The organism is Paenibacillus wynnii, from assembly GCF_030812855.1.
Taxonomy (GTDB): domain Bacteria; phylum Bacillota; class Bacilli; order Paenibacillales; family Paenibacillaceae; genus Paenibacillus_AQ; species Paenibacillus_AQ wynnii_A.
The window spans coordinates 1-20,271 of the sequence record NZ_JAUSTK010000019.1; the positions used below are offsets into that span (position 1 = coordinate 1).

Below are 20,271 nucleotides of genomic sequence, written 5' to 3' on the forward strand. Positions count from 1 at the left end.
TTATGGATTGAGTAGTGAAAACAAATCATAATTATACATTTTTAGTAATTTATTTAAACTATATTTTTCATGTCAGCATTTGTGCATGTCTAGTGTACTTTATGCAACTAAAATGGGGGCATTAGGCGCTTTTCGCAGAAATCATTGGGTTTAGTTGTACTAAATACAGCTATTAGTCCGAATTGGTGGAAAGAGAGAAGTTTAGTTGCAGAAAGTACAATTAAATCGACAATCGAAGGGGTAAAGAAGGTAGGGAACGTTAAAGGGGTTGATATAGGTGGACGAAAAGCTTAATGTTGTAAATACTATGAAGTCAGATAAAGGGTAAGAAAATTATAGTCTTTGCAACTTTAGAGAAGAAGCCAGATCAGTACATTATCAGCCACTGAGCTCAGATAAGAATAGTTGGCCAAGGGCGAGGAAGCTAATCAAGTCTAAGGGGTTTCCGGTTATTGCAGGTACTACAAATGCAATTGATCATAAAACGGTGGTTATGTATGCATCGAGTAAGGGTTCGGGAATGTATCATTTATTCGTTATGCAGGAGGTGAAAGTGTGAGTAAGAAGAACCAACCAGGGGCGGTGCTTGCAGCTTCTGCGCTGTTAATTGTACTTAGCACCCAAATTCACCCTGAAAATTCACCGCTGTTGGGTATTGTTCAGACGGTTCTGCTTGGAGTCGGAATGGTAGGCTGCTGTATGGCCATCTGGACCTTTAGTAGAGGTAGCAGGAAAAAGTAAATGGTACAGAAAATAAGCTAGGGGCAGTTGCCCCGGCTAATGAACCAGTAAGATCATAACTCATGATCTCACTGGTTTTTTTTATTCTGAATGTATTGGAGCCACAATAATTGGTGTAAGGAAGATGAGCTGGTCTTTTCATTATTAGAAAACAAAAAATATTGCACATAGGATAAAGAAGTTAGAATTTAAAGCGTTTTCAACCCGTTCTATAATCAAGATACGATAAAAGAAAGGGGTTGTATGCATTGTCGAATTTGTTCTACAAACCGGAGGGGGCTTGGATAGGAGACCTCATCCCCTTCTACAAAGACGGTACCTTCCGTTTGTTCTATCTTCATGATTGGAGGGAGAACAAGAAAATTCATGGTGAAGGAACCTCCTGGTTCGAGCTCCGCACAAGCGATTTCGTGCACTACGAAGAAAAAGGCGAAATGCTGAAGCATGGAAGTGTGAGTGAGCAAGATATGAACTGTTATACCGGCTCCATTATCGAAGCCGAAGGAGAATACCATCTATACTACACCGGCCTCAATCCACACCCGGAATTCGTGGAGGACGGCGTGCCGCTCCAATGCATCATGCACGCCGTAAGCACGGATATGGAATCGTGGCGGAAAATTCCCGAAGATACCTTCTATTCGGACGGGATTCAATATGAAAGACATGATTGGCGCGATCCCTTCGTCTTCTGGAACGAAGAGGCGGGAGAGTATTGGATGCTTCTCGCAGCAAGGAACAAAGAAGGTCCATCCCGGCGCCGGGGGAGTATTGGATTGTGCGCTTCCAAGGATCTTAAGAAATGGGAAATCCGTAAACCTTTCTGGGATCCGAAAATGTACGTGACACACGAATGCCCGGATTTGTTCCGGATCGGAGAATGGTGGTATCTGGTTTACTCCACGTTCTCGGACCGGTTCGTCACCCATTACCGTATGAGCAAATCGCTCAGCGGACCTTGGACGGCCCCGAGAAACGACGCGTTTGACGCCAGAGCATTCTATGCCGCAAAAACATGGAGTGACGGAAACAAACGGTACGCTTTTGGTTGGGATCCAAGCAAGGAAAACGAGGATGATTACGCAGATTGGGAATGGGCCGGTAATTTGGTCGTACACGAAGTCGTTCAAGAACCGGATGGATCGTTAACGGTTCGCATACCCGAGACCGTTTCCCATTATTTTGCTAAAAAGCAGGCTGCTGTGTGGGGTTCGCGGCTTGGGGACTGGAAGGAGTCAGAGGGACGTATAAGTACGGGGGCTAATGAAACATTCTCTTGCATATCAGCCGGCTCCATGCCCGAAGTTTGCAAGATTTCGACCCGGCTGTCCTTCTCCGAAGGGACCAGAAGCTGTGGCATCATGCTTCGCGCAAGCGAGGATCTAGATGAAGCCTATTACATTCGCCTTGAACCCATTCATAACCGTCTGGTAATCGATATGTGGCCCCGCCGGGTGAAGGGTGAGGCGCAATGGCACATCGACGGTGACCGTCCACATGCGGTAGAGTTGGAGGTGCCGATAGAATTACAAGCCGGTACGGCTTACGATATCACGATTGTTGTGGAGAATTCCGTTTGCGTTGTGTACTTGGCCGATCAGGTCGCCATGACCACACGGTTGTATAATTTGAAAACCGGTAACTGGGGTTGCTTTGTCCAGGAAGGCCAAGCGCAATTTGAACAGGCATCTATTTCGATTCCCAACTAACAGGAGGTTTTATAGATGAAACGTTACGTCAAATGGTTGAGTCTCGCATTATCGCTTGTTATCCTGATACCATTGCTGAGCGCATGCGGAGGGGATAACAACTCTAATAACAACGCTGCAGAAACGGCAAATAAGGGTCAAAAGGCGAACAAGAAAACGTATAAATGGTTTGTCGCCCGCGGAGTAGATGGCCCTCAGGCTGTTACCGTAAAGGAAATTGCGGACGAATTTTCCAAAACGCATCCGGAATTTGAGCTGGTTATGGAAGGCACAGGCGATCGTCCATCTTATTTGCAGAAACTGCGGACATTGATCGCAAGCAACGAGATGCCCGCTATGTTCGATACTGATCCAGATGCCTATGCCTCCAAGCTGGTAGAGCAAGGCAAGCTGGTGGACATGAAAAAGATGCTGCAAGATCTTGGGAAATATGAAGATTTCCGTCCGATTGCTTTGCAATATCAACAGTTCGCTGACGGTTCCATGTACACGCTCCCACTCGAATTTGGGATCGAGGTATTCTGGTACAACATTAAGATGTTTAAGGATCTCGGCCTTGAGCCGCCAAAGACGTTTGATGAGTTCATAAAGGTGTCCGAGACACTGAAACAGAACAAGATCACCCCGATTGCCGTCGACGGTAAGGACAAATGGCCGGTTCTTCGGTACCTGGCATACAAACCGTTCCGCATGACCGGTAATGACTTTATCGAGAGCGTCAAGCAAGGCAAGGCATCATTCAAGGATCCGGCCGGAATGGCAGGTATAAAGTTAGTTCACGAACTGGGTACTAAAGGGTACTTCCAACAAGGGTTCACTGCGACCGATTACACCGCGGCACGCGACCTGTTCCTAGCTGGTAAAACCGGTATCTATTACATGGGTTCATGGGAAACGATGAATTTCGCAAATGATAAAATCAGTGCTGAAATGAAGGACAACATCGGATTTTTCCGGCTTCCTATGATGGAAGGGGCCAAGACGGCGGATAACGATTATTTTATCAATTCGGGCATCGGTGTTGCATTCAACCAAGAGACCTTCGATGATACGATGAAGGAATTCGTTAAATTCCTCCTGGAGAAATATCCGGAAGCCTATACGAAAAAAGGACAATTCTCCCCTTTTAATTATTCGGTTGACCAAGGACAAGGAATGCCGGAAATTTTCTATAACATTCAAGACGAAATCGCCAAAGCTGGAAATGTCTTTGCGGTTCCGTGGGATACGCGCCTGGACCCGGCCACAAATGAACTGCTTGGCAACGAGCTTAATGCCTTGGCTCTTGGAGCTCACACCCCGGATGAATTTGCGGAATTAATGGATCAAGCCATTAAGGAAAACGCTCCGAAATATTTCAAATAACTTTGCTGATCAAGCTGGCCAACCGAGATTCGATTGGCCGGCTATGAAAGTAAAAAACAATATTAGAATGGGGAATGAGGAAGGCATGGATAAAGTCCTACGCAATCACAAAGCCGTTCTAGTCTTCTTGCTGCCGGCATTACTCGTGTATTTATTCACCGTTCTAGCGCCCATCCTTTGGTCGATCTACTTCAGCTTTTTCTCCTGGGACGGGGTTTCCGATATGGTCTATATCGGCTTTGACAATTATACCAAGATGTTCGGCGGAGATAAGACGTTCTGGAAGGCATTCAGCAACAATTTGATCTATGTGTTCATTATTGTGGTGATGCAAGTGTTTCTCGGTTTGCTGGTTGCCATCTTGCTGACTAGCATCACCAAAGGCAGAGAATTATTTAAAACGTTGTATTTTGCTCCCGCTATTATCACATCGGTAGCTATAGCACAGTTGTTCCAGAACGTATACTCGTTCGAGCCTGTCGGAATATTGAACTTTTGTCTGCAGCAGATCGGTCTTGGAGACTGGAGCAGGCCTTGGCTTTCCGACTTGAAGTGGGCGTTGTCTGCGGTATCGATACCCGAAGGTTGGCGTTATATCGGTCTTTATATGATCATTTTATATACTGCGCTCATTTCCATTCCTTCCGATATCGAGGAAGCCGCCAGAATTGACGGAGCTTCTTCCTGGAACCTGTTTCGATCGATCAAAATGCCGATGATCAAGCCGGTACTGATGGTTTCTGTCATTATGGCCACTACGGGGGCTTTAAAAGGGTTCGACATTCCGTATCTCATGACGAACGGGGGGCCGGGCCGCGTGACGGAGTTATTGCCGACATATATGTACAAAACCGCATTCTCTAGTCTGAACTTCGGCTACGGCAGCGCTATGGCCGTATTTATTGTCATTGAAAGCCTCATTGCAGTCGCCTTTATCAGACGGATGATGGACAGTAAGGAGACCTGAAAAATGAAACCTTCCAGCTATTCCAAGGCGATTCTCGTGATTATTTCCTTTGCTCTGCTTGTCATTCAAGTTTATCCGCTTATTTGGGTGTTCATCTCTAGTTTTAAGGCGCCTACCGATTTTTCTGGCAACAATCCGCTTAGTCTGCCCAGCCGATTCACAGTCGAAAATTATCTCAGGGTTTGGAACAAAGGGAATTTAGGTACTTATTTCTTCAATAGTATCATCGTTGCCGTGACAACCATCGTGCTAGTGATCCTGCTCAGCGCCATGGCCGCTTTCGTTATTGAGAAGATGCGTTTTAAATGGAGTCAAAGCGTGTTGTTCTTATTCCTGTGCGGTATCATGATCCCGATCCAAGTCGTGCTTATACCGCTTTTCATTCTTTATAACAAAACGGGACTTATCAATACGCTCACTTCCCTAATTTTACCCCAAGTTGGTTTTGCACTGCCGATCTCGATTTATCTGTTCGTCAGCTTCTATAAATATATCTCGAACGAGATTATGGAGGCCGCCGTTATGGACGGTTGCGGTGTTTACCAGGTTTTCTGGCGGATGATTTTCCCTCTATCGCGCAATACGATCGTTACGGTTGTTGTCATGAATCTGATTTTCGTCTGGAATGAGTTTATCTTCGCAAATACGTTTATTCACGACCTGAAATCGCGAACCATTCCGGTTGGCTTAATGGATTATATCGGCCAGTACGGATTGACGGATTGGGGAGCGACCTACGCCGCAATCAGCATCACGACAATCCCGACCATGATTGTGTACTTCATTTTCAACAAGAGCGTTATTTCCGGCATGACCGCAGGAGCGACTAAAGGTTGATCTCCCAAATAGCTTTGGTACAAGTTATACTGAAAGTACCAGGCTTTATACTTTTCTCAGCCAGAGGGATATCATGAAAATAAACCGGCCATTTCTGTCGATCAGTATCCGAAGCAAGATTATCATATTATCTATCGCCTGTTCCTTGCTGCCGCTTGTCCTTATCGCCTCCGTAACCTTTGTCTATTTGAGCAAGGTGGTAGAGAACAAGGTGTCTGATACCACCTCCAATTTGCTGGGCTCCATCAATTGGAATATCCAAACATTCGTGAATGACGTTGAGACGATCTCTAAACTTATGTTGTCTTCACGAGACGTTCAAACCTTCCTATCCTATAACAAGGATGATTTTAAGGAAATTTATGACCTCCAGAATGCCACTCGTAATCTGGTTGTCAATATTACAAACAACAAATCGTATATACGTTACGTATACGTAGGCAGCGGGAAAAGGGAACTCATTGTCACGAGCCAATGGGACAGATTCACTTACGACAATATCTATCAGGCTGTTTCCCGGTCGAAATGGTACAGCCAAGTGAGCGGCATGGGGGGGCGGGGATTGTGGCTGAACAGTGATGAAGTCCGGATCATCAAGAACAGTCCAGACTTACTGCTGTTCGGCAAACGATTAAATAACCTCGATACACTCGAACCGATCGGCATGTTGATCATTTCAATCGATCGACGCGTCTTCGATGAAATGTTCAAAGACATTACTAATGCGGAAAACGGGCATTTGATGATTCTGGAGCAAAATAAAGTCATTTACCATAATTCCCGTACCGCCAATTTAAGACAGATTTCTAAAAAGGAATTGAGCCTGCTCTATGATTTGCCTGAACAAGGCACCCGCATCGAAACAATGGGCGGAGAACGATATGTCATCACCTTCGATACGAATCCGGGAACCCGGTGGAAAGTGGTCAGTATGATCCCCTATTCGAATATCAATTCGGAAATCGTCTTGATTCGTAATGTTACGATCTCATTGACGCTGTTGGCTTTCCTGCTTGCCGCCTATGGTTCGTATTTGATCTCAAAGCGAATCACGAAGCAATTGACCTTGCTCTCCTCCGTCGCCCGAAAAGCGGTCAAACGGGATGAAATTGAAGGAATCCTCTTTGAAGAGGAAGACGAAATCGGGAAAATTGGCAATCAATTCTTACGGACCTTCCGCACTAATACCGAATTATCGGATAAATTGATCGAAGCCAAGCTGAAGGAGAAGGAAGCGGAGCTGCATGCGCTGCAGAGTCAAATCAACCCACATTTCCTATACAATACGCTGAATTCTATCTATTTGATGGCGGAAAGAATCGGTGCTAAGAATATTTCCAAAATGGTCATGTCTCTTTCTAACATTTTCAAATTAAGCTTGAACAACGGGGACTACATTACGACTGTCGGCAATGAAATTGACCAAGTGAAAAATTATTTGGAGATTCAGAATATCCGCTATAACGGAAAATTTGAGGTGACAATCGACCTCGAACCGGGAATTGAGCATAATCGTATGCTAAAACTGCTTATTCAGCCGTTAGTAGAAAATGCGATTTTTCATGGAATTGAGTTGAAAGAGGACAAAGGAAACATTGCCATTCGGGGCCGAATTGAAGGGGAAACGCTTGTATTCGAAGTCGAGGATGACGGAGTGGGTTTTGATCCTACTGTTATGCAGCCGAGGGGATACGCCTTAAGGAACATACAGGAAAGGATTCAATTGCATTACGGCCAAGACCGGGGGATCCACATAGACAGTGTTCCGGGCACCGGCACCAAAGTTACCCTTGAGATCGGCATAATGGATTAAGGTCGGGCTATGAAGGTGGGAACGCATCATGTATAAACTTTTTATAGCGGATGACGAACAGCTTGTGGTAGAAACATTATCGGCCTTGATTGATTGGAACGCATACGGGATACAGATCGTGGGAACGGCAAATAACGGCAAACAAGCATTGGAACGGATTCTTCAATTGGATCCAGACGTTGTCCTGACAGATATTCGGATGCCCGGCCTGAACGGGCTCGAGCTGATCCGTGCTCTAAAGGAGAAAGGCCACAAGGCGGAATGTATTATCGTAAGCGGATATTCCGAGTTTGAATACGCAAAAGAAGCCATTGAGCTGGAGGCGGTAGATTATCTGATCAAGCCGGCAGAACTCAAGGAAGTAACCAAGACCGTCTCGAGGGCGGTCGAGCGCCTGGAACGTAAAGCGGATCAAACGGGAAATCGCCCTGAGCTTCGAATTGCAAGAGCATTAGATCGGGCGGTGTTTACTGATCTAATCGTCCACGCAAAGCGACCGTCGTTCGATCAGACGCCATACGAACGATATGACCAGTTTGCGGCCATCGTGTTCGGAAGCTCGTCGATGCTTTGGCTCGAACGAATGAAGAACAATGACCTTATGGATGCTCTCCTCAGCTTTTTGGCGAATCGCGGAATCGTCGTGGATCTGCTCTACGAGCAGCAGAAAGTTATCTTATTATGCATGGCAGCTCTAGAGGAATACGCGCCATTAACGGATATTCTGATGGCTGCAGCAGAAACGTTTTCGAATGACAGCTCATCGGACGATATTTCATTGTCGTTTGGAATCGGTCCGGTTGTAACCGAAATCATGCATGCGCACATCTCTTTTTTGGCAGCCGACAAGGCATGTCAAATGGGTTTATTCTTCGGCGTTCCGGTAATGGATGGGAACAGTTGGCTTGAGATCACCCGTGATTCCGAGAGATTGATCTCCGATTGGTCCGACCAAATACAATCCTTCGTCCGTTATGAACAGAAAGAGTTCGAAGAGATGCTCGTACGCTGGACGGAATGGGGGACGGTGCGATTGATCGCTCCTATTACCCTGAAGAAGGCCGGCATAGATTGGGTGAACCGGTTACTCGATCTGATCGAGCAGGACTATGGGATCAAGATCGAGATCGTAATCGGAGACCGGACGCGACTGATTGACGGGATACTGGAAGCGCCGAACTGGGCGTCTTTGCAGAAACAGTGCCAGGATTTTGCGCAGAGTGTGCAATTTTATTTGAACGTAACGAAAACCACCCTGAAAGAAAAGGTGGTTCAAGAAATCAAAGCCTATCTGGAATCCCATTATCATGAAGATATTCAACTCGATCAATTGGCGAATCGATTCGATCTCAACTCTTCCTATGTAAGCAACTTATACTCCAAATCGACGGGACAGACGATTATTGAATATGTCACCTTCCTACGCATTCAGAATGCGAAACAGATGCTGAGGGAAAGCAGTTTCAAAATCTCTAAAATATCGCAGAACGTCGGGTATGATAATCAGCGGTATTTCTGCCAAGTTTTCAAGAAACATGTGGGTGTAAGTCCTGGTCAGTATAGGGATGACCATATGATGAGATAAACGAACGAGAGCAGTGATTTTCGAATTTCGGCTAGGGAAATTCATAAAAGTGCAGAGGTCGTCTATCGGATGAGGAAAGCTCTAAATTGGATGGGTGAGTGATAGGAAGGTAGAACTCCTATAACGGTGATGTATGTATCCACATAGATAAAGAGGGGTCTCCCAAAAAAGCCATGCTTGAATCGGCTAATGGGAGACCCTTTTTTTTTGCTATTACTTAGTTCCTTACTTACACCATCCGAAGGTTAAACCGAAATCCATAAGTTTGATCTGCCGGCAGCGTGAACTCCGCATGCGTCTTTGCGCCCCAGCTGTCATCTCCGCCGACGCCCATTTGCTTGTAATTCACACGCACAACGGTTTTATTGCTGGCTGGCAGCTTATATATATGATCATTCGCTTCCAGCTCAGTAGGTGTCCATGGCAAGGCATTTAGTTCCAGTACAGGATCGCCATCTACACGGAATCCTGAGCCTTCTGCACCCTCTGTGATGCTGGCAAACCGCACATCGGTTTTGTTGCCGCACTCTTGAGGCCGAATGTACGGAACGAACTGATCCTGAACACGTCCTGAAAAGTAACCCAGGCGGGCTCCTGTTTTGCGGTCCCAGTAATTCTCATGCGGTCCTCGACCGTACCAGGAAACGGTGTCGAGTCTGTCTTCTACGATTAACATCAAACCAATCTCAGGAATCTCCGGCAATCCTAAGCCCGGTGTCAATTCTTCAAAGACTTCTATGGAGCCTTTACTGCTTATTTTATACTCTAATAAGAGCGTAGACACGGGTTCGGTTAGCAATTGATATTCTGCGCGGATAATAACATGATCGCTATCCTTGGACCATTCAAAAGAACGTAATACAGCAGTCTCTCCAGCGGTTTTCCAGATCTCACAGCGTGCTGGAAGTTTGTTGCCTAGATCGTTATCCGTAACTGCACGCCAGAAGTTCGGACGGACAGGTTCAAGCAGCAGTTCCTTGCCTTTATTTTGCATAGAGATTAGAAAGCCGCTTGAAGAATTGAATTGAACGGTGACATCCGCGGCCTGAACCGTTAACTGTCCTGCTTGTTCCTCGACAATCACACCACGATCTGATGTCAAAACAGAGTCATGATCCTGTCCCGGCTTAAACTGAGGCGCAGGCAGTAGGAATTGTTCCCATGCCACTTCGTGGCCCGCTCCCACCCAAAGGGTGGATTTCTTCAACTGCAGGCTAAACGTGAGGACATACTCGCCCTCTGATTGCAGGTTAGGTTCATCGACCACAGGGACCGAAATTTCTGCCGATTCTCCTGCAGGTACAGCAAGGTCAACTGTGCCTTTTAGCACAGGATTGCCGTTACAGCTTACTTCCCAAGCCAGTACGTACTCTGCCAAATCTGTGAATAGATTTTGATTGGTTACCCGATAAATGCCTCGCTCTGAATCGACAGTATCAAACTTAACATTCTGGTAGCATTTCTTGACCTCATACAGCTTTGGAGATACTGAACGGTCAGCGAATATTAAGCCATTACCGCAAAAGTTACCGTCATGAGGCGATTCCCCAAAGTCTCCTCCATAGGCCATATGCACGGACCCGTCAGCTTGCTTGACCCGGATCGCCTGATCGATCCAGTCCCAGATAAAGGCACCCTGTAAAATATCATATTTCTCAAATACATCCCAGTACAGATGCAATCCCCCGCAGGAATTGCCCATTGCATGGCTGTATTCGCACAGAATATAAGGCTTCTTTGGATCATTAAGCGCATACTGTTCCACATCAGCCGGACTAATGTACATGGTGCTCTCAATGTCCGAGGCTGCATCGCTCTCGCGATAGTGAAAGAGGCCTTCATAATGGACAAGCCGGGAGGGGTCTTCTTTCTTAAGAAAATCATGCATAGCCACAAAATTATCACCGCCGAACGACTCGTTACCGAGTGACCAGATGACGATGGAAGGGTGGTTTTTATCCCTTTGAAGCATTGAATTACACCGATCCAGTACATTCTCGCGCCATTCAGGTCTACTGCCGGGTACCGTATTTCCGCCTAAGTCAGTCTGTCCATAGGTCCACGAACCATGTGTCTCCAGATTGGTCTCATCAATTACGTACAGCCCATATTGGTCACAAAGGTCATACCATAGGGTCTGATTCGGATAATGCGAAGTCCGAACGGCGTTGATGTTGTGGGCTTTCATCAGTTGAATATCCCGCACCATATCATCGATACCAATCGATCTGCCGGTATCACATGAAAATTCATGGCGGTTCACGCCCTTAAAGACGATCCGCTCTCCATTAATCTTCATTAAACCATCCTTAAGCTCGAATGTACGAAAGCCAACACGGCAGCTAACGGCTTCCACAAGCTCTCCATCCACATGATGCAAAGACAACACTAACGTATATAGATTCGGATGCTCAGCACTCCATTTTAACGGGTCAATAATAGATGAAGAGAGATGGAGTGTCTGGGTAGAAGCGCCATTGAAATGGATTGTCTGTGAAAGCGGCTGATCAAAGATAGCGTTCTGATCGTGATCATAAAGTTGTGCATGCACAATAACAGCCTCAACGGTTCTTTCAAAATAATCAATAAGCTTCACTTCCAGCTGCAATTCAGCATGCCGGTACTGCTCATCCAGTTCTGTCCGAACAAAGAAATCATAGATATGGGCTTCCGGTGTTGTATATAGATAGACATCTCTAAATATGCCGCTAAGTCTCCAGAAATCCTGATCCTCCAGCCAACTGGCGTCACACCAACGATACACTTCAACGGCAAGCTTATTGTCACCTGGGATTAGATATGGGGTTAAATCAAATTCCGCAGGAGTGAAGGTATCCTCGCTGTATCCGACCAACTCTCCATTGAGCCAAACATAGAAGGCAGACTCCACACCTTGAAAGCTGATGAAAACAGGCTTCCCGCTCCAGTCCTCCGGTACGGAGAAGGTTCGTACATAAGACCCAACCGGATTATATTGAGTAGGAGCAAAAGGAGGTTTCAGCTCTGGCTCACGTTCACTCCAAGGGTACCGTACATTCGTATACTGAGGATAGTCATATCCATGCATTTGCCAGTGAGAGGGAACGGTAAGTTCAGCCCAAGAGCTGCAATCATAGTTTTTCTCATAAAAGTTGCTTATGCGTTGATCCGGAGTCTCTGCATAGGCGAATTTCCACATCCCATTCAAAGACACATAGTTGGGCGAGGATTGCGGGTCTCCATGTAAAGCATCCTCTGCTGTATCAAAAGGTATCCACGTAGCACGGGCATCCATTCGGTTGATCTGAAAACATTCGGGATTATTGTTCCATTCCGGGTACCCGTTGGTAGGGGGTGAATAGACAAGTTTTTTTCGCATTTCATGCACTCCTGCCGTATAGTTGAATTATATTATATTCACATTATATAGACCTGATTTCCTAAATTATATGCAAGTATTTTCAAGTGACTATAACAATATGAAACGGAGTCGTTATGAAAAGTAAAATGGTTTTCAGTAAGGTTGACGAGCTGACGGAAGAACTGCCTCTATATGTATCCTCCGTAGGGTATTGGGATCATCAGGTGGAAATGGTGCGTCTAGAGGGTTTTCCTGATTTCCAATATCATCAAGTCATTAGCGGTGAGGGGGAGTTGTGGGTTGAGGGGAGTCGAATAAAGGTTGGCGCAGGGAATGCTTTTATCTTGTATCCCGGCGTACCGCATACTTATAGACCGCTCCACGAACCGTGGGAGCTTGCTTGGGTATCCTTTAATGGGCGGGAAGCAGCCCGGATTTTAGTCTTTGGAGGTATCCATAGTTCTGGGGTAAGACAAGTGAATGGTGAAATGCTGCTATCGAATCTTTGGGGGATGTTAGCCATAGCCGAAACGAGACAAGCGGGTCAAGACATGGAGTTTTCGAAGCTGCTTTACGCTCTTTTGCTGGATCTAAGCCGACAATTAACGGGTTCACAGAGCCGTGACCGCCATACGGATCGGCTGGCGCCGGTGCTTCAATATATTGAAGCGAACATGCATAGACCGCTGTCATTACAGGAACTTGCGGATACCGCAGGGATCACGCCGCAGTATTTGTGTTTGCTTTTCAAAAAAAGTATGAATATCAGACCCATGATGTACGTCAATCAGGAAAGAGTCAATCTGAGCAAAGCGCTTATGTTCAGGGAAACCGGAAAAAGGATTCAGGAAATCTCCCAAATGGCAGGCTTCGAGCATCCAAGTTACTACAGCGCCCAATTCAAGCGATATACCGGCATGTCCCCTGAACAGTTCAAACAATTACATGGGTTGAATTGAATCATTCTTCTCCACAAAATATCTGAACCAGACGTTTTACTTTTTCGTCCTTCACAGTGTAGATGACCTCAAGTCCATTACGCTCGGTTTCAACGATCCCGGCGCTGCGCAGTTTTTGCAAATGTTGAGAAACTGTGGATTGCGGCAGCTCTAGACACTCCTGCATGAAACTCACATTACACGAGCCTTTTTGCATCAGCCCCTTTACAATACATAAGCGTACAGGGTGAGCAAGACACTTAAGCGTCTCAGCCGCATGGTCATATTTCTTGAAATTGTTATCCACTGCAACAGCACCTTCTCTCAAAAACTATCGTAACATTAATATATAACGATTTACAAAGCAAGCGCTCATTAAGCCGGGGAATCATAAGGATAGGAATGTTTAATTTCTCCGTTCATTTTTTCGCGTACACTTCTGAACAGAATCTTGGATGTGGTCGTATTGCTTTCCAGGAAAGCAGAGCATTCCCGAATACATCGTTGGTAAGCTTGGTAGGACCAAGCTGAGGGTTAAACTGGTCTTGCTGAAAAGACTTGTGGAGCTCCGTGAAGGTGTGGATAGTTATTTCCTCTGCTTTCACTAAGGATTCCGTCAATATGGAACTCAGGGAATATACGCTGCCGTTATACTTCTGCACAAATTCAGCAAACAAATGGGCATTGGTTCGACTATGACTGAGCGAGGGGGCTGTCATTCTACACTTTCCTTTCGGCACAAAAAACCGCATACAGAGGAGGACCTCTGCTTGCGGTTTATAGGCGCAGTTATAGTAAACCTCGCGTATAAGCTAGCGGATCATGGTTCTCTCTTATGCGCTTACGAGGTTAGCTGTCGCGTGCATTCATTTAGTTTGGATTTAATCCGAATCATACTCTTTGGTTAACCATTTGTAAAAAACGGAAAAACTTCATTTTGGCTGAAATGAGCACAAAATTAGGCAGGAATAATGGAAAAATGAGTTAAATCCTTATTTATTGACGGTTATAATCTTTGTTGGTGCAGGATGCTCTTTTTTTGTTTCAGTGAGTAATGTTGATGTACTGTAGGGGCGTTGAAAAAGCGCTTACATCGTGCTAAGGTGAGAAAGATGCAATCACACTATCATGTCTTTAATAGATAAGGGGTGTCCACGTTTAATGAAAACAATCGCTTGTGTAACGGGTGCCGATCGGGGCTTGGGATTTTATATTTCGGAGTGGCTTTTGGAACATGATTATACGGTTTTCGCTGGACAGTACATGGAACAGTCAGAAGAGTTAACGGCTTTAAAGGATAAATTCCCTGAACAGCTGGAGCTTGTTCCATTGGATATCGGCAATGATGATAGTGTCAAACGGGCGGCCCGCCTCATTGCCGGCAAAACCCGCCATGTGGATCTCATCGTTAACAACGCCGGTATTATCCATAAGGATGATGATGCCACGATGCTCGTGGAACTGGATTATGAGGTTATTAGTCGACTTTATCAATAAAAGCCAAAAACACCCCTACCTCTATAGGTTGGGGTTGAATCGGTGGTTTAAGAAACCGAACATATGTGCTAATATATTCCTATAACCCTTTTGAAAGGAGATGTGTGGCATGTTGGCATCTGATCAAGATTTTGGTACACAAATACGGGTCCATAAAGCCTATAAGTACCGAATCTATCCGACAAAGGAACAACAGCAACTCATTCATCAGATGTTTGGCTGTTGCCGTTTTGTGTTCAATCATTTTTTGGGACTATGGAACAATACCTATGCGACAACAGGAAAAGGCTTATCCTACAACACCTGTGCCACACAACTTCCTACTCTCAAAGGGCAGTTTGATTGGCTCAAAACGGTGGATAGTATCGCCTTGCAATCCGCCGTTCGACACGTGGCAGATAGCTTTGATCGGTTCTTTAAAAAACAGAATCAGGCTCCACGGTTTAAAAGCCGTAAGCATCCCGTACAAAGCTATACCACGAAACAGACCAACGGCAACATTGCATTGGGAAATAGAATTATCATAACTCTGCTTCATTGGAAGCAACTACCCAAGAATCCTCCACCTCTACAGGTGGCGGGAGTATTCAAAACGTGAATACCTTAGGCGCCCTGCGGGTGAGTAATGCTCTGATGGGTCTGCTGCTGCAAAGCTCCCGGAAGCTGATCGTGAATATCTCCTCGGAGGCGGGCAGTATCAGCCGGAATCAACGTACCAATATGTATGGCTACTGTATGTCCAAGAGTGCGCTCAATATGCAATCCTCATTGATGCATAATCATCTTAAGGAGCTGGGCGGGCAGGTCATGGTATTCCATCCGGGCTGGTTGCAGAGCTATATGAACGGGCAAAAAAATGCGGAAGCGACCACGCCTCCGGAGGAGTCAGCAGGCAAAATCATGACGATTGTCCAGGATGCCCAGAAATATCTTAGTCAGGAACCCGCTTACTTGGATCTGGAGGGAAATCCTTGGCCTTGGTAAGTGAATCCAACTCATAAGAAGCCCTTAGTACATATCCACTCGTTATATCCTATAACGAATTTTCGGATCATCCGCTTCCGCAGGGGATTGGGGACTTCGTAATGGATGAGGAGCCGTACTATTTTGAACAACATCCTTATCTGAAAACAACGGTCCTTGCAGAATATCCGCATGACGGAGAGATGAGACAGGCGGCTTGTGGGCAGCAGCAGTTTTGTAGGCTTTGGACTAAATAATAAGGGTTTAAATATAGAGCTTAACTGTAGCGGAAGCTGCGGTTGGGCTCTTTTTTGCGCTGTTCTTCTTTGTATGCATGAATTGCTCTGCTTTGGTAAAAATAGGACAACGAGCTATAAAGGAGGTAATCCTAGTGTGGAATACGATTATGGACTTCTTTCCAAGCTGGACAGTGCTTATCCAAGGACTGTTTATCCTCGTTGTCCCTGTTGCCATAACCATTGCTGTAAAGTGGCTTGGACTGAAGGAAGGACAAATGAGTCGGAGAGGAATTAAAGCTGCAGGCCGTAAGGGTGGCGGGGTTCCAAGTGCACAGAAACCTGGAGAAAAGGTACAGAAGGGCACTCCATCCTCCGGTGGAAATAGAGACAATGTCCAAACAAATACTGGATTTGGCAAAGAGGAAGAAGCCTCGGGCGAGGTATTTACCGGACGCTTTCAGGAAGATCTCCAACAATTTAAGGACATAACTAGGGATATGTCGGATGTAAGTGTGAGGGAATTTTACATTGGTCCTTTAAAGATTAAGGCAGCACTCTTCTTTTTGGCAGGGCTTACGGATAAGGAGGGAATGGACCGCGATATTTTGAAGCCATTAATGTACGCTGACCGGCCTTTTGAAGGGATGACAATCGCTCCGGACGCAGCATCCCTGAAAGATATTCTAGTGCATCAAGTGATTCTGGTGTCAGAGATCGGGTATACCGATCATTTAATGAAATCATTACAGAAAGTCCTCTTTGGTACAGCGGTTCTGATGGTAGATGGGATGAAAGAAGTATTTGTGCTTGGGACGCCCAAAGGGAGAACAAGAGGGGGAGAAGAGCCGGTCTCAGAAGCGTTATTGCGTGGTCCACGGATCGGATTCAATGAGACACTTAGTGACAATACGTCAATGCTGCGCAGGCATGGGAAAACCACAGAACTTGCTATGATTTCTTTTACCGTAGGAAAAAGGGTTCAAAAAGAATTGGTTTTGGCTTATATGAAGGATATTGCGAATCAGGAGCTTGTTGAGGAAGTAGAGCGAAGAATCCGAACCATAGATATTGATGATGTCCAGGAATCAGGTTTCGTGGAGCAGTTGATTGAAGACAACTATCTCAGTCCCTTTCAGCAAATTCAGAATACAGAAAGACCTGACCGAGTAATGGCAGCATTGCTAGAGGGAAGAGTAGCTATTCTCCTTGATGGAACACCATTTGCGTTAATTATGCCCGTTACATTCAGCATGCTGCTGCAATCTCCAGAGGACTATTATGACAGGTGGTTACCGGGCTCATTGCTTCGTGTACTCCGCTTTTTTGCGGCATTTATATCCCTGTTCGGGCCTTCTTTGTACATTTCCTTCCTGTCCTTCCACCCTGGGCTTATTCCTACCAAACTGGTTATATCCATTCTTAGTTCCCGTCAGGGGGTACCCTTCCCTACATTAATTGAAGCGCTGATCATGGAAGTCTCTATTGAGATATTAAGGGAAGCGGGTCTGCGACTGCCTAAACCCATAGGTCCAGCGATGGGAATCGTCGGCGGCCTCATTATTGGCCAAGCTGCGGTGGAGGCAGGGATTGTCAGCCCGATCCTCGTAATCGTTGTTGCAGTAACGGCTATTTCCTCTTTCTCTATGCCCATGTATAGCGCCGGCATTACCTTGCGGTTGCTAAGATTCGCAGTTATGTTCTCAGCAGCTATGTTCGGGTTGTATGGGGTGATTTTATTTTTTCTTTTACTAATCTCCCATCTAATCAAACTGAAGAGTTTTGGTGTTCCTTATGTTGGGGTGGTGGTGCCTTATCGTATAAACGACTGGAAAGATTTCTTTATACGGCTGCCGCTGCAATTTATGAAACGCAGGCCGGCCCTGCTGAAACCAAAGAACCCGATTAGAAAAGGTTGAGAAAATAAGAGAAATTGGAGGGTGAGAATATGGATACCAAGCCACGTGATCAAATAACAACCGGTCAAACGATGATTGTTATGGTCAATTATATAGTGGGTGCAGGTATTTTAACGCTTCCCCGCACGACGGTGGAGGCTGCGGGGACGCCTGATGTATGGATATCTGTTATCTTGGGTGGTATAGCCTCGATGTTGACAGGGATCATAATGGTCAAGCTGTGTCAGCGGTTTCCGGGTGAGAGCTTCTTTCAATTTATCGGAAAAATTATTGGCAAGCCGCTGGGAGTTTGTCTGAATATAGCTATCGTTGTGTATTTTTTATCTATTGCCAGTTATGAAGTGCGAACCGTACAGGAGGTAACGGGTTTCTTTCTGCTTGAGGGAACACCGGCCTGGGCTATAGATGCCTCATTTATGTGGATTGCTCTCTACTTATGCAGGGGAGGAATCAACGCAGTTTCCCGGTTATGCAGACTCATCGTTCCGATTACATGGACCATTTTCCTTGGAGTTTGCCTTATTAGTCTGGAGGTCTTTGACGTCAATAATTTACGGCCCGTCCTTGGTGAGGGAATAGGACCGGTATGGAAGGGCATTATGCCAGCAGAAGTTACTTTTACATTAGGGGAAGCTATGCTGTTTCTTACTGCCTTTATGGAGAAGCCCAAGAAAGCCGTAAAGGTCATTATTGGAGGGACGGCTATAGCAACAGTATTTTATGTTTTAGCTGTTGTCTTGACAATCGGTGCTTTTTCCGTTGATGGGGTCACCACTCGAACTTGGCCATTCCTTGATTTAATACGCAGCTTTGAAGTGGATTATCTTATATTTGAACGTTTTGAGTCCCTGCTGATGTCGATCTGGATCATGCAAATTTTCTGCTTGTTCTGCATTAGCTTTTATGGTGCGGCTTTGGGCTTATCCCAAACCATGAATAGGAAATTTCACAATTCCTTATTTGTCCTGTTGCCATTAGCTTATATCATTTCCCAGCTTCCACCAAACATTAATGGGCTATTTTCACTTGGGGCGATGAATGGGAATTGGGCCATCGTAATATTCGGTTTCGTGCCTCTGCCTCTGCTGATTATCGCGTATTTAAGGAGGGTAGGATCATGAGACGTAGGAGACTAATCCTTTTGCTGCTGACAGGAGGTGTTCTGCTCTCTGGTTGCTGGAGCAGTTCACCCATTGAGGATTTAAATGTACAGGTAGGCATTGCTCTGGACGCTGCAGATGAAACTGGAATGGAAAAGGAATTTGAGCAAAAGGGCGGCAAATATCCGAAACGGAATAAGATGACTTGTACCTATCAATTCATTGTTCCCGAAGGCTCATCTGGCTCCACGAGAGATGGGACCCAATCTAAAATTTACTACAATATGTCTGAAACAGGGAACTCCATCTTCGAGACTATCCGGGAACTTTCACTGCGTACGAACCGTAACCCCGTTGGACATCACCTGAAAATCATTGTGATCGGGGAGTCGCTTGCACGTTCAACTAATCTCTCCGAGCTTATAGATTTTTTCACCCGTGATAATGACATTCGACTAAGTGTTCTAGTGTTGGTCAGCAAAGGAAAGGCCAGTGAGGTACTGAGTCAAGCGCTGCCGAATCAAATTCCTTCATTGGTGCTTAAAGGTATCTATAACAACAGAGATCGGAGCTCCCGGATAGGGGAGCCTTTATCTTTAGCTAAATTAATTGGCCCATTGCATGGGAAGACAAGCTTTATACTGCAGAACGTTATAGCTTCAGGAAAAGAGCCCAAGTTTGCAGGAGCAGGCGTGATTAAAGGGAAAACGGGAAAGCTCATCGGATTCCTGAATGAGTCTGAGGTGGAGGGCCTGATCTGGCTTACGGGTAGGGGCAAGGGTGGAGTACTAAAGATTCATGATCCGGAGAGTGATAAGCTTATTACGTATGAGATTAAAACTATAGGGAGTAAAATCAAGGCGAAGATGAAGGGTGACGATATCTCTTTTGAGGTAAAGATAGAATCAACAGGAAGATATATTGAGATGTTCGTTCCCGGCGGGGAGCCTTTGGACGAGTCTCGTATAAAGGAAGATGAGAAAGTGCTGGAGAAGCATGTGAAAGAGATGGTCCAAAAAACAGTGGCTAAACTGCAAGGAGAATTCCATGTAGATGCTGCCGAATTTGGAAGAACCCTGCATATCCAACATCCGGACGTATGGAACAAGGTGAATGAGAATTGGGATGAAACTTTTAGCCACACTCCGATTACGTACGAGGTGAAAATCGACATCAAGGATTATGGGGCTTCCGGAACAACGATTGAATAGTTGGAAAAGGATATGGAAAAGTGTTGACCTTAACACTGGTGTCAGGGTTT

General features: G+C 45.6%; 17 protein-coding genes and 1 pseudogene. 15 read left to right on the top strand and 3 right to left on the bottom strand.

Annotation, left to right across the window (positions count from 1 at the left end):
- The first annotated feature begins 555 nt into the window (after positions 1-555).
- The 7 genes from J2T20_RS17015 (at position 556) to J2T20_RS17045 (ending at position 9,017) form a co-directional block, all read left to right on the top strand.
- Entirely contained in the window at positions 556-741 is a 186-nt protein-coding gene (locus tag J2T20_RS17015; protein ID WP_307590362.1) for a hypothetical protein, read from the top strand.
- 248 nt (positions 742-989) lie between these two features.
- Complete coding sequence (locus J2T20_RS17020; RefSeq protein ID WP_307590364.1) at positions 990-2,450, top strand: glycoside hydrolase family 32 protein; 1,461 nt, start codon at positions 990-992, stop codon at positions 2,448-2,450.
- Positions 2,451-2,465: 15 nt separating this feature from the next.
- Complete coding sequence (locus J2T20_RS17025) at positions 2,466-3,815, top strand: ABC transporter substrate-binding protein (protein ID WP_307590365.1); 1,350 nt, start codon at positions 2,466-2,468, stop codon at positions 3,813-3,815.
- 85 nt (positions 3,816-3,900) lie between these two features.
- A complete protein-coding gene (locus J2T20_RS17030) occupies positions 3,901-4,782 on the top strand; it encodes a carbohydrate ABC transporter permease (RefSeq protein WP_307590367.1) in 882 nt (293 codons plus the stop codon).
- 3 nt (positions 4,783-4,785) lie between these two features.
- Complete coding sequence (locus tag J2T20_RS17035; protein ID WP_307590369.1) at positions 4,786-5,619, top strand: carbohydrate ABC transporter permease; 834 nt, start codon at positions 4,786-4,788, stop codon at positions 5,617-5,619.
- A 73-nt stretch (positions 5,620-5,692) separates the two neighbouring features.
- Positions 5,693-7,432, top strand: coding sequence for a sensor histidine kinase (locus J2T20_RS17040; RefSeq protein ID WP_307590371.1), 1,740 nt, complete (start codon positions 5,693-5,695; stop codon positions 7,430-7,432).
- A 28-nt stretch (positions 7,433-7,460) separates the two neighbouring features.
- A complete protein-coding gene (locus J2T20_RS17045) occupies positions 7,461-9,017 on the top strand; it encodes a response regulator transcription factor (RefSeq protein ID WP_307590374.1) in 1,557 nt (518 codons plus the stop codon).
- 229 nt (positions 9,018-9,246) lie between these two features.
- Here J2T20_RS17045 and J2T20_RS17050 read toward each other — a convergent pair whose 3' ends face one another.
- Positions 9,247-12,375 (bottom strand): glycoside hydrolase family 2 TIM barrel-domain containing protein, encoded by a 3,129-nt coding sequence (locus J2T20_RS17050; protein WP_307590376.1) that lies wholly within the window; start codon positions 12,373-12,375, stop codon positions 9,247-9,249.
- Positions 12,376-12,491: 116 nt separating this feature from the next.
- Here J2T20_RS17050 and J2T20_RS17055 point away from each other — a divergent pair, with 116 nt between their 5' ends.
- Positions 12,492-13,316, top strand: a complete 825-nt coding sequence (locus J2T20_RS17055) for an AraC family transcriptional regulator (RefSeq protein ID WP_307590378.1) — start codon at positions 12,492-12,494, stop codon at positions 13,314-13,316.
- 1 nt (position 13,317) lies between these two features.
- Here the strand turns inward: J2T20_RS17055 and J2T20_RS17060 are convergent, their stop codons facing one another.
- The gene (locus tag J2T20_RS17060; RefSeq protein WP_307590380.1) at positions 13,318-13,602 is read right to left on the bottom strand and encodes an ArsR/SmtB family transcription factor; all 285 of its coding nucleotides are present in this window, start codon (positions 13,600-13,602) and stop codon (positions 13,318-13,320) included.
- Positions 13,603-13,714: 112 nt separating this feature from the next.
- The gene (locus tag J2T20_RS17065) at positions 13,715-14,014 is read right to left on the bottom strand and encodes a hypothetical protein (RefSeq protein ID WP_307590382.1); all 300 of its coding nucleotides are present in this window, start codon (positions 14,012-14,014) and stop codon (positions 13,715-13,717) included.
- Between the two features lie 442 nt (positions 14,015-14,456).
- On the opposite strand from J2T20_RS17065, the gene J2T20_RS17070 reads away from it, so the two are divergent.
- The 7 genes and pseudogenes from J2T20_RS17070 (at position 14,457) to J2T20_RS17100 (ending at position 20,221) form a co-directional block, all read left to right on the top strand.
- Positions 14,457-14,792, top strand: coding sequence for an SDR family NAD(P)-dependent oxidoreductase (locus J2T20_RS17070; protein WP_307590384.1), 336 nt, complete (start codon positions 14,457-14,459; stop codon positions 14,790-14,792).
- A 109-nt stretch (positions 14,793-14,901) separates the two neighbouring features.
- Positions 14,902-15,333 (top strand): annotated as a pseudogene (locus J2T20_RS17075) (helix-turn-helix domain-containing protein); the annotation flags it as partial.
- Positions 15,334-15,386: 53 nt separating this feature from the next.
- Entirely contained in the window at positions 15,387-15,776 is a 390-nt protein-coding gene (locus J2T20_RS17080; protein ID WP_307590386.1) for an SDR family NAD(P)-dependent oxidoreductase, read from the top strand.
- A gap of 101 nt (positions 15,777-15,877) precedes the next feature.
- Positions 15,878-16,012 carry a hypothetical protein gene (locus J2T20_RS17085; RefSeq protein WP_307590388.1) on the top strand — a complete coding sequence of 45 codons (135 nt, stop codon included), beginning with the start codon at positions 15,878-15,880 and terminating at the stop codon, positions 16,010-16,012.
- A gap of 134 nt (positions 16,013-16,146) precedes the next feature.
- Positions 16,147-17,910, top strand: a complete 1,764-nt coding sequence (locus J2T20_RS17090) for a spore germination protein (RefSeq protein WP_373457820.1) — start codon at positions 16,147-16,149, stop codon at positions 17,908-17,910.
- A 29-nt stretch (positions 17,911-17,939) separates the two neighbouring features.
- A complete protein-coding gene (locus tag J2T20_RS17095) occupies positions 17,940-19,031 on the top strand; it encodes a GerAB/ArcD/ProY family transporter (RefSeq protein ID WP_307590389.1) in 1,092 nt (363 codons plus the stop codon).
- Positions 19,028-20,221 carry a Ger(x)C family spore germination protein gene (locus tag J2T20_RS17100; protein ID WP_307590391.1) on the top strand — a complete coding sequence of 398 codons (1,194 nt, stop codon included), beginning with the start codon at positions 19,028-19,030 and terminating at the stop codon, positions 20,219-20,221. The genes J2T20_RS17095 and J2T20_RS17100 overlap by 4 nt, the downstream gene beginning before the upstream one ends.
- Positions 20,222-20,271: the final 50 nt, after the last annotated feature.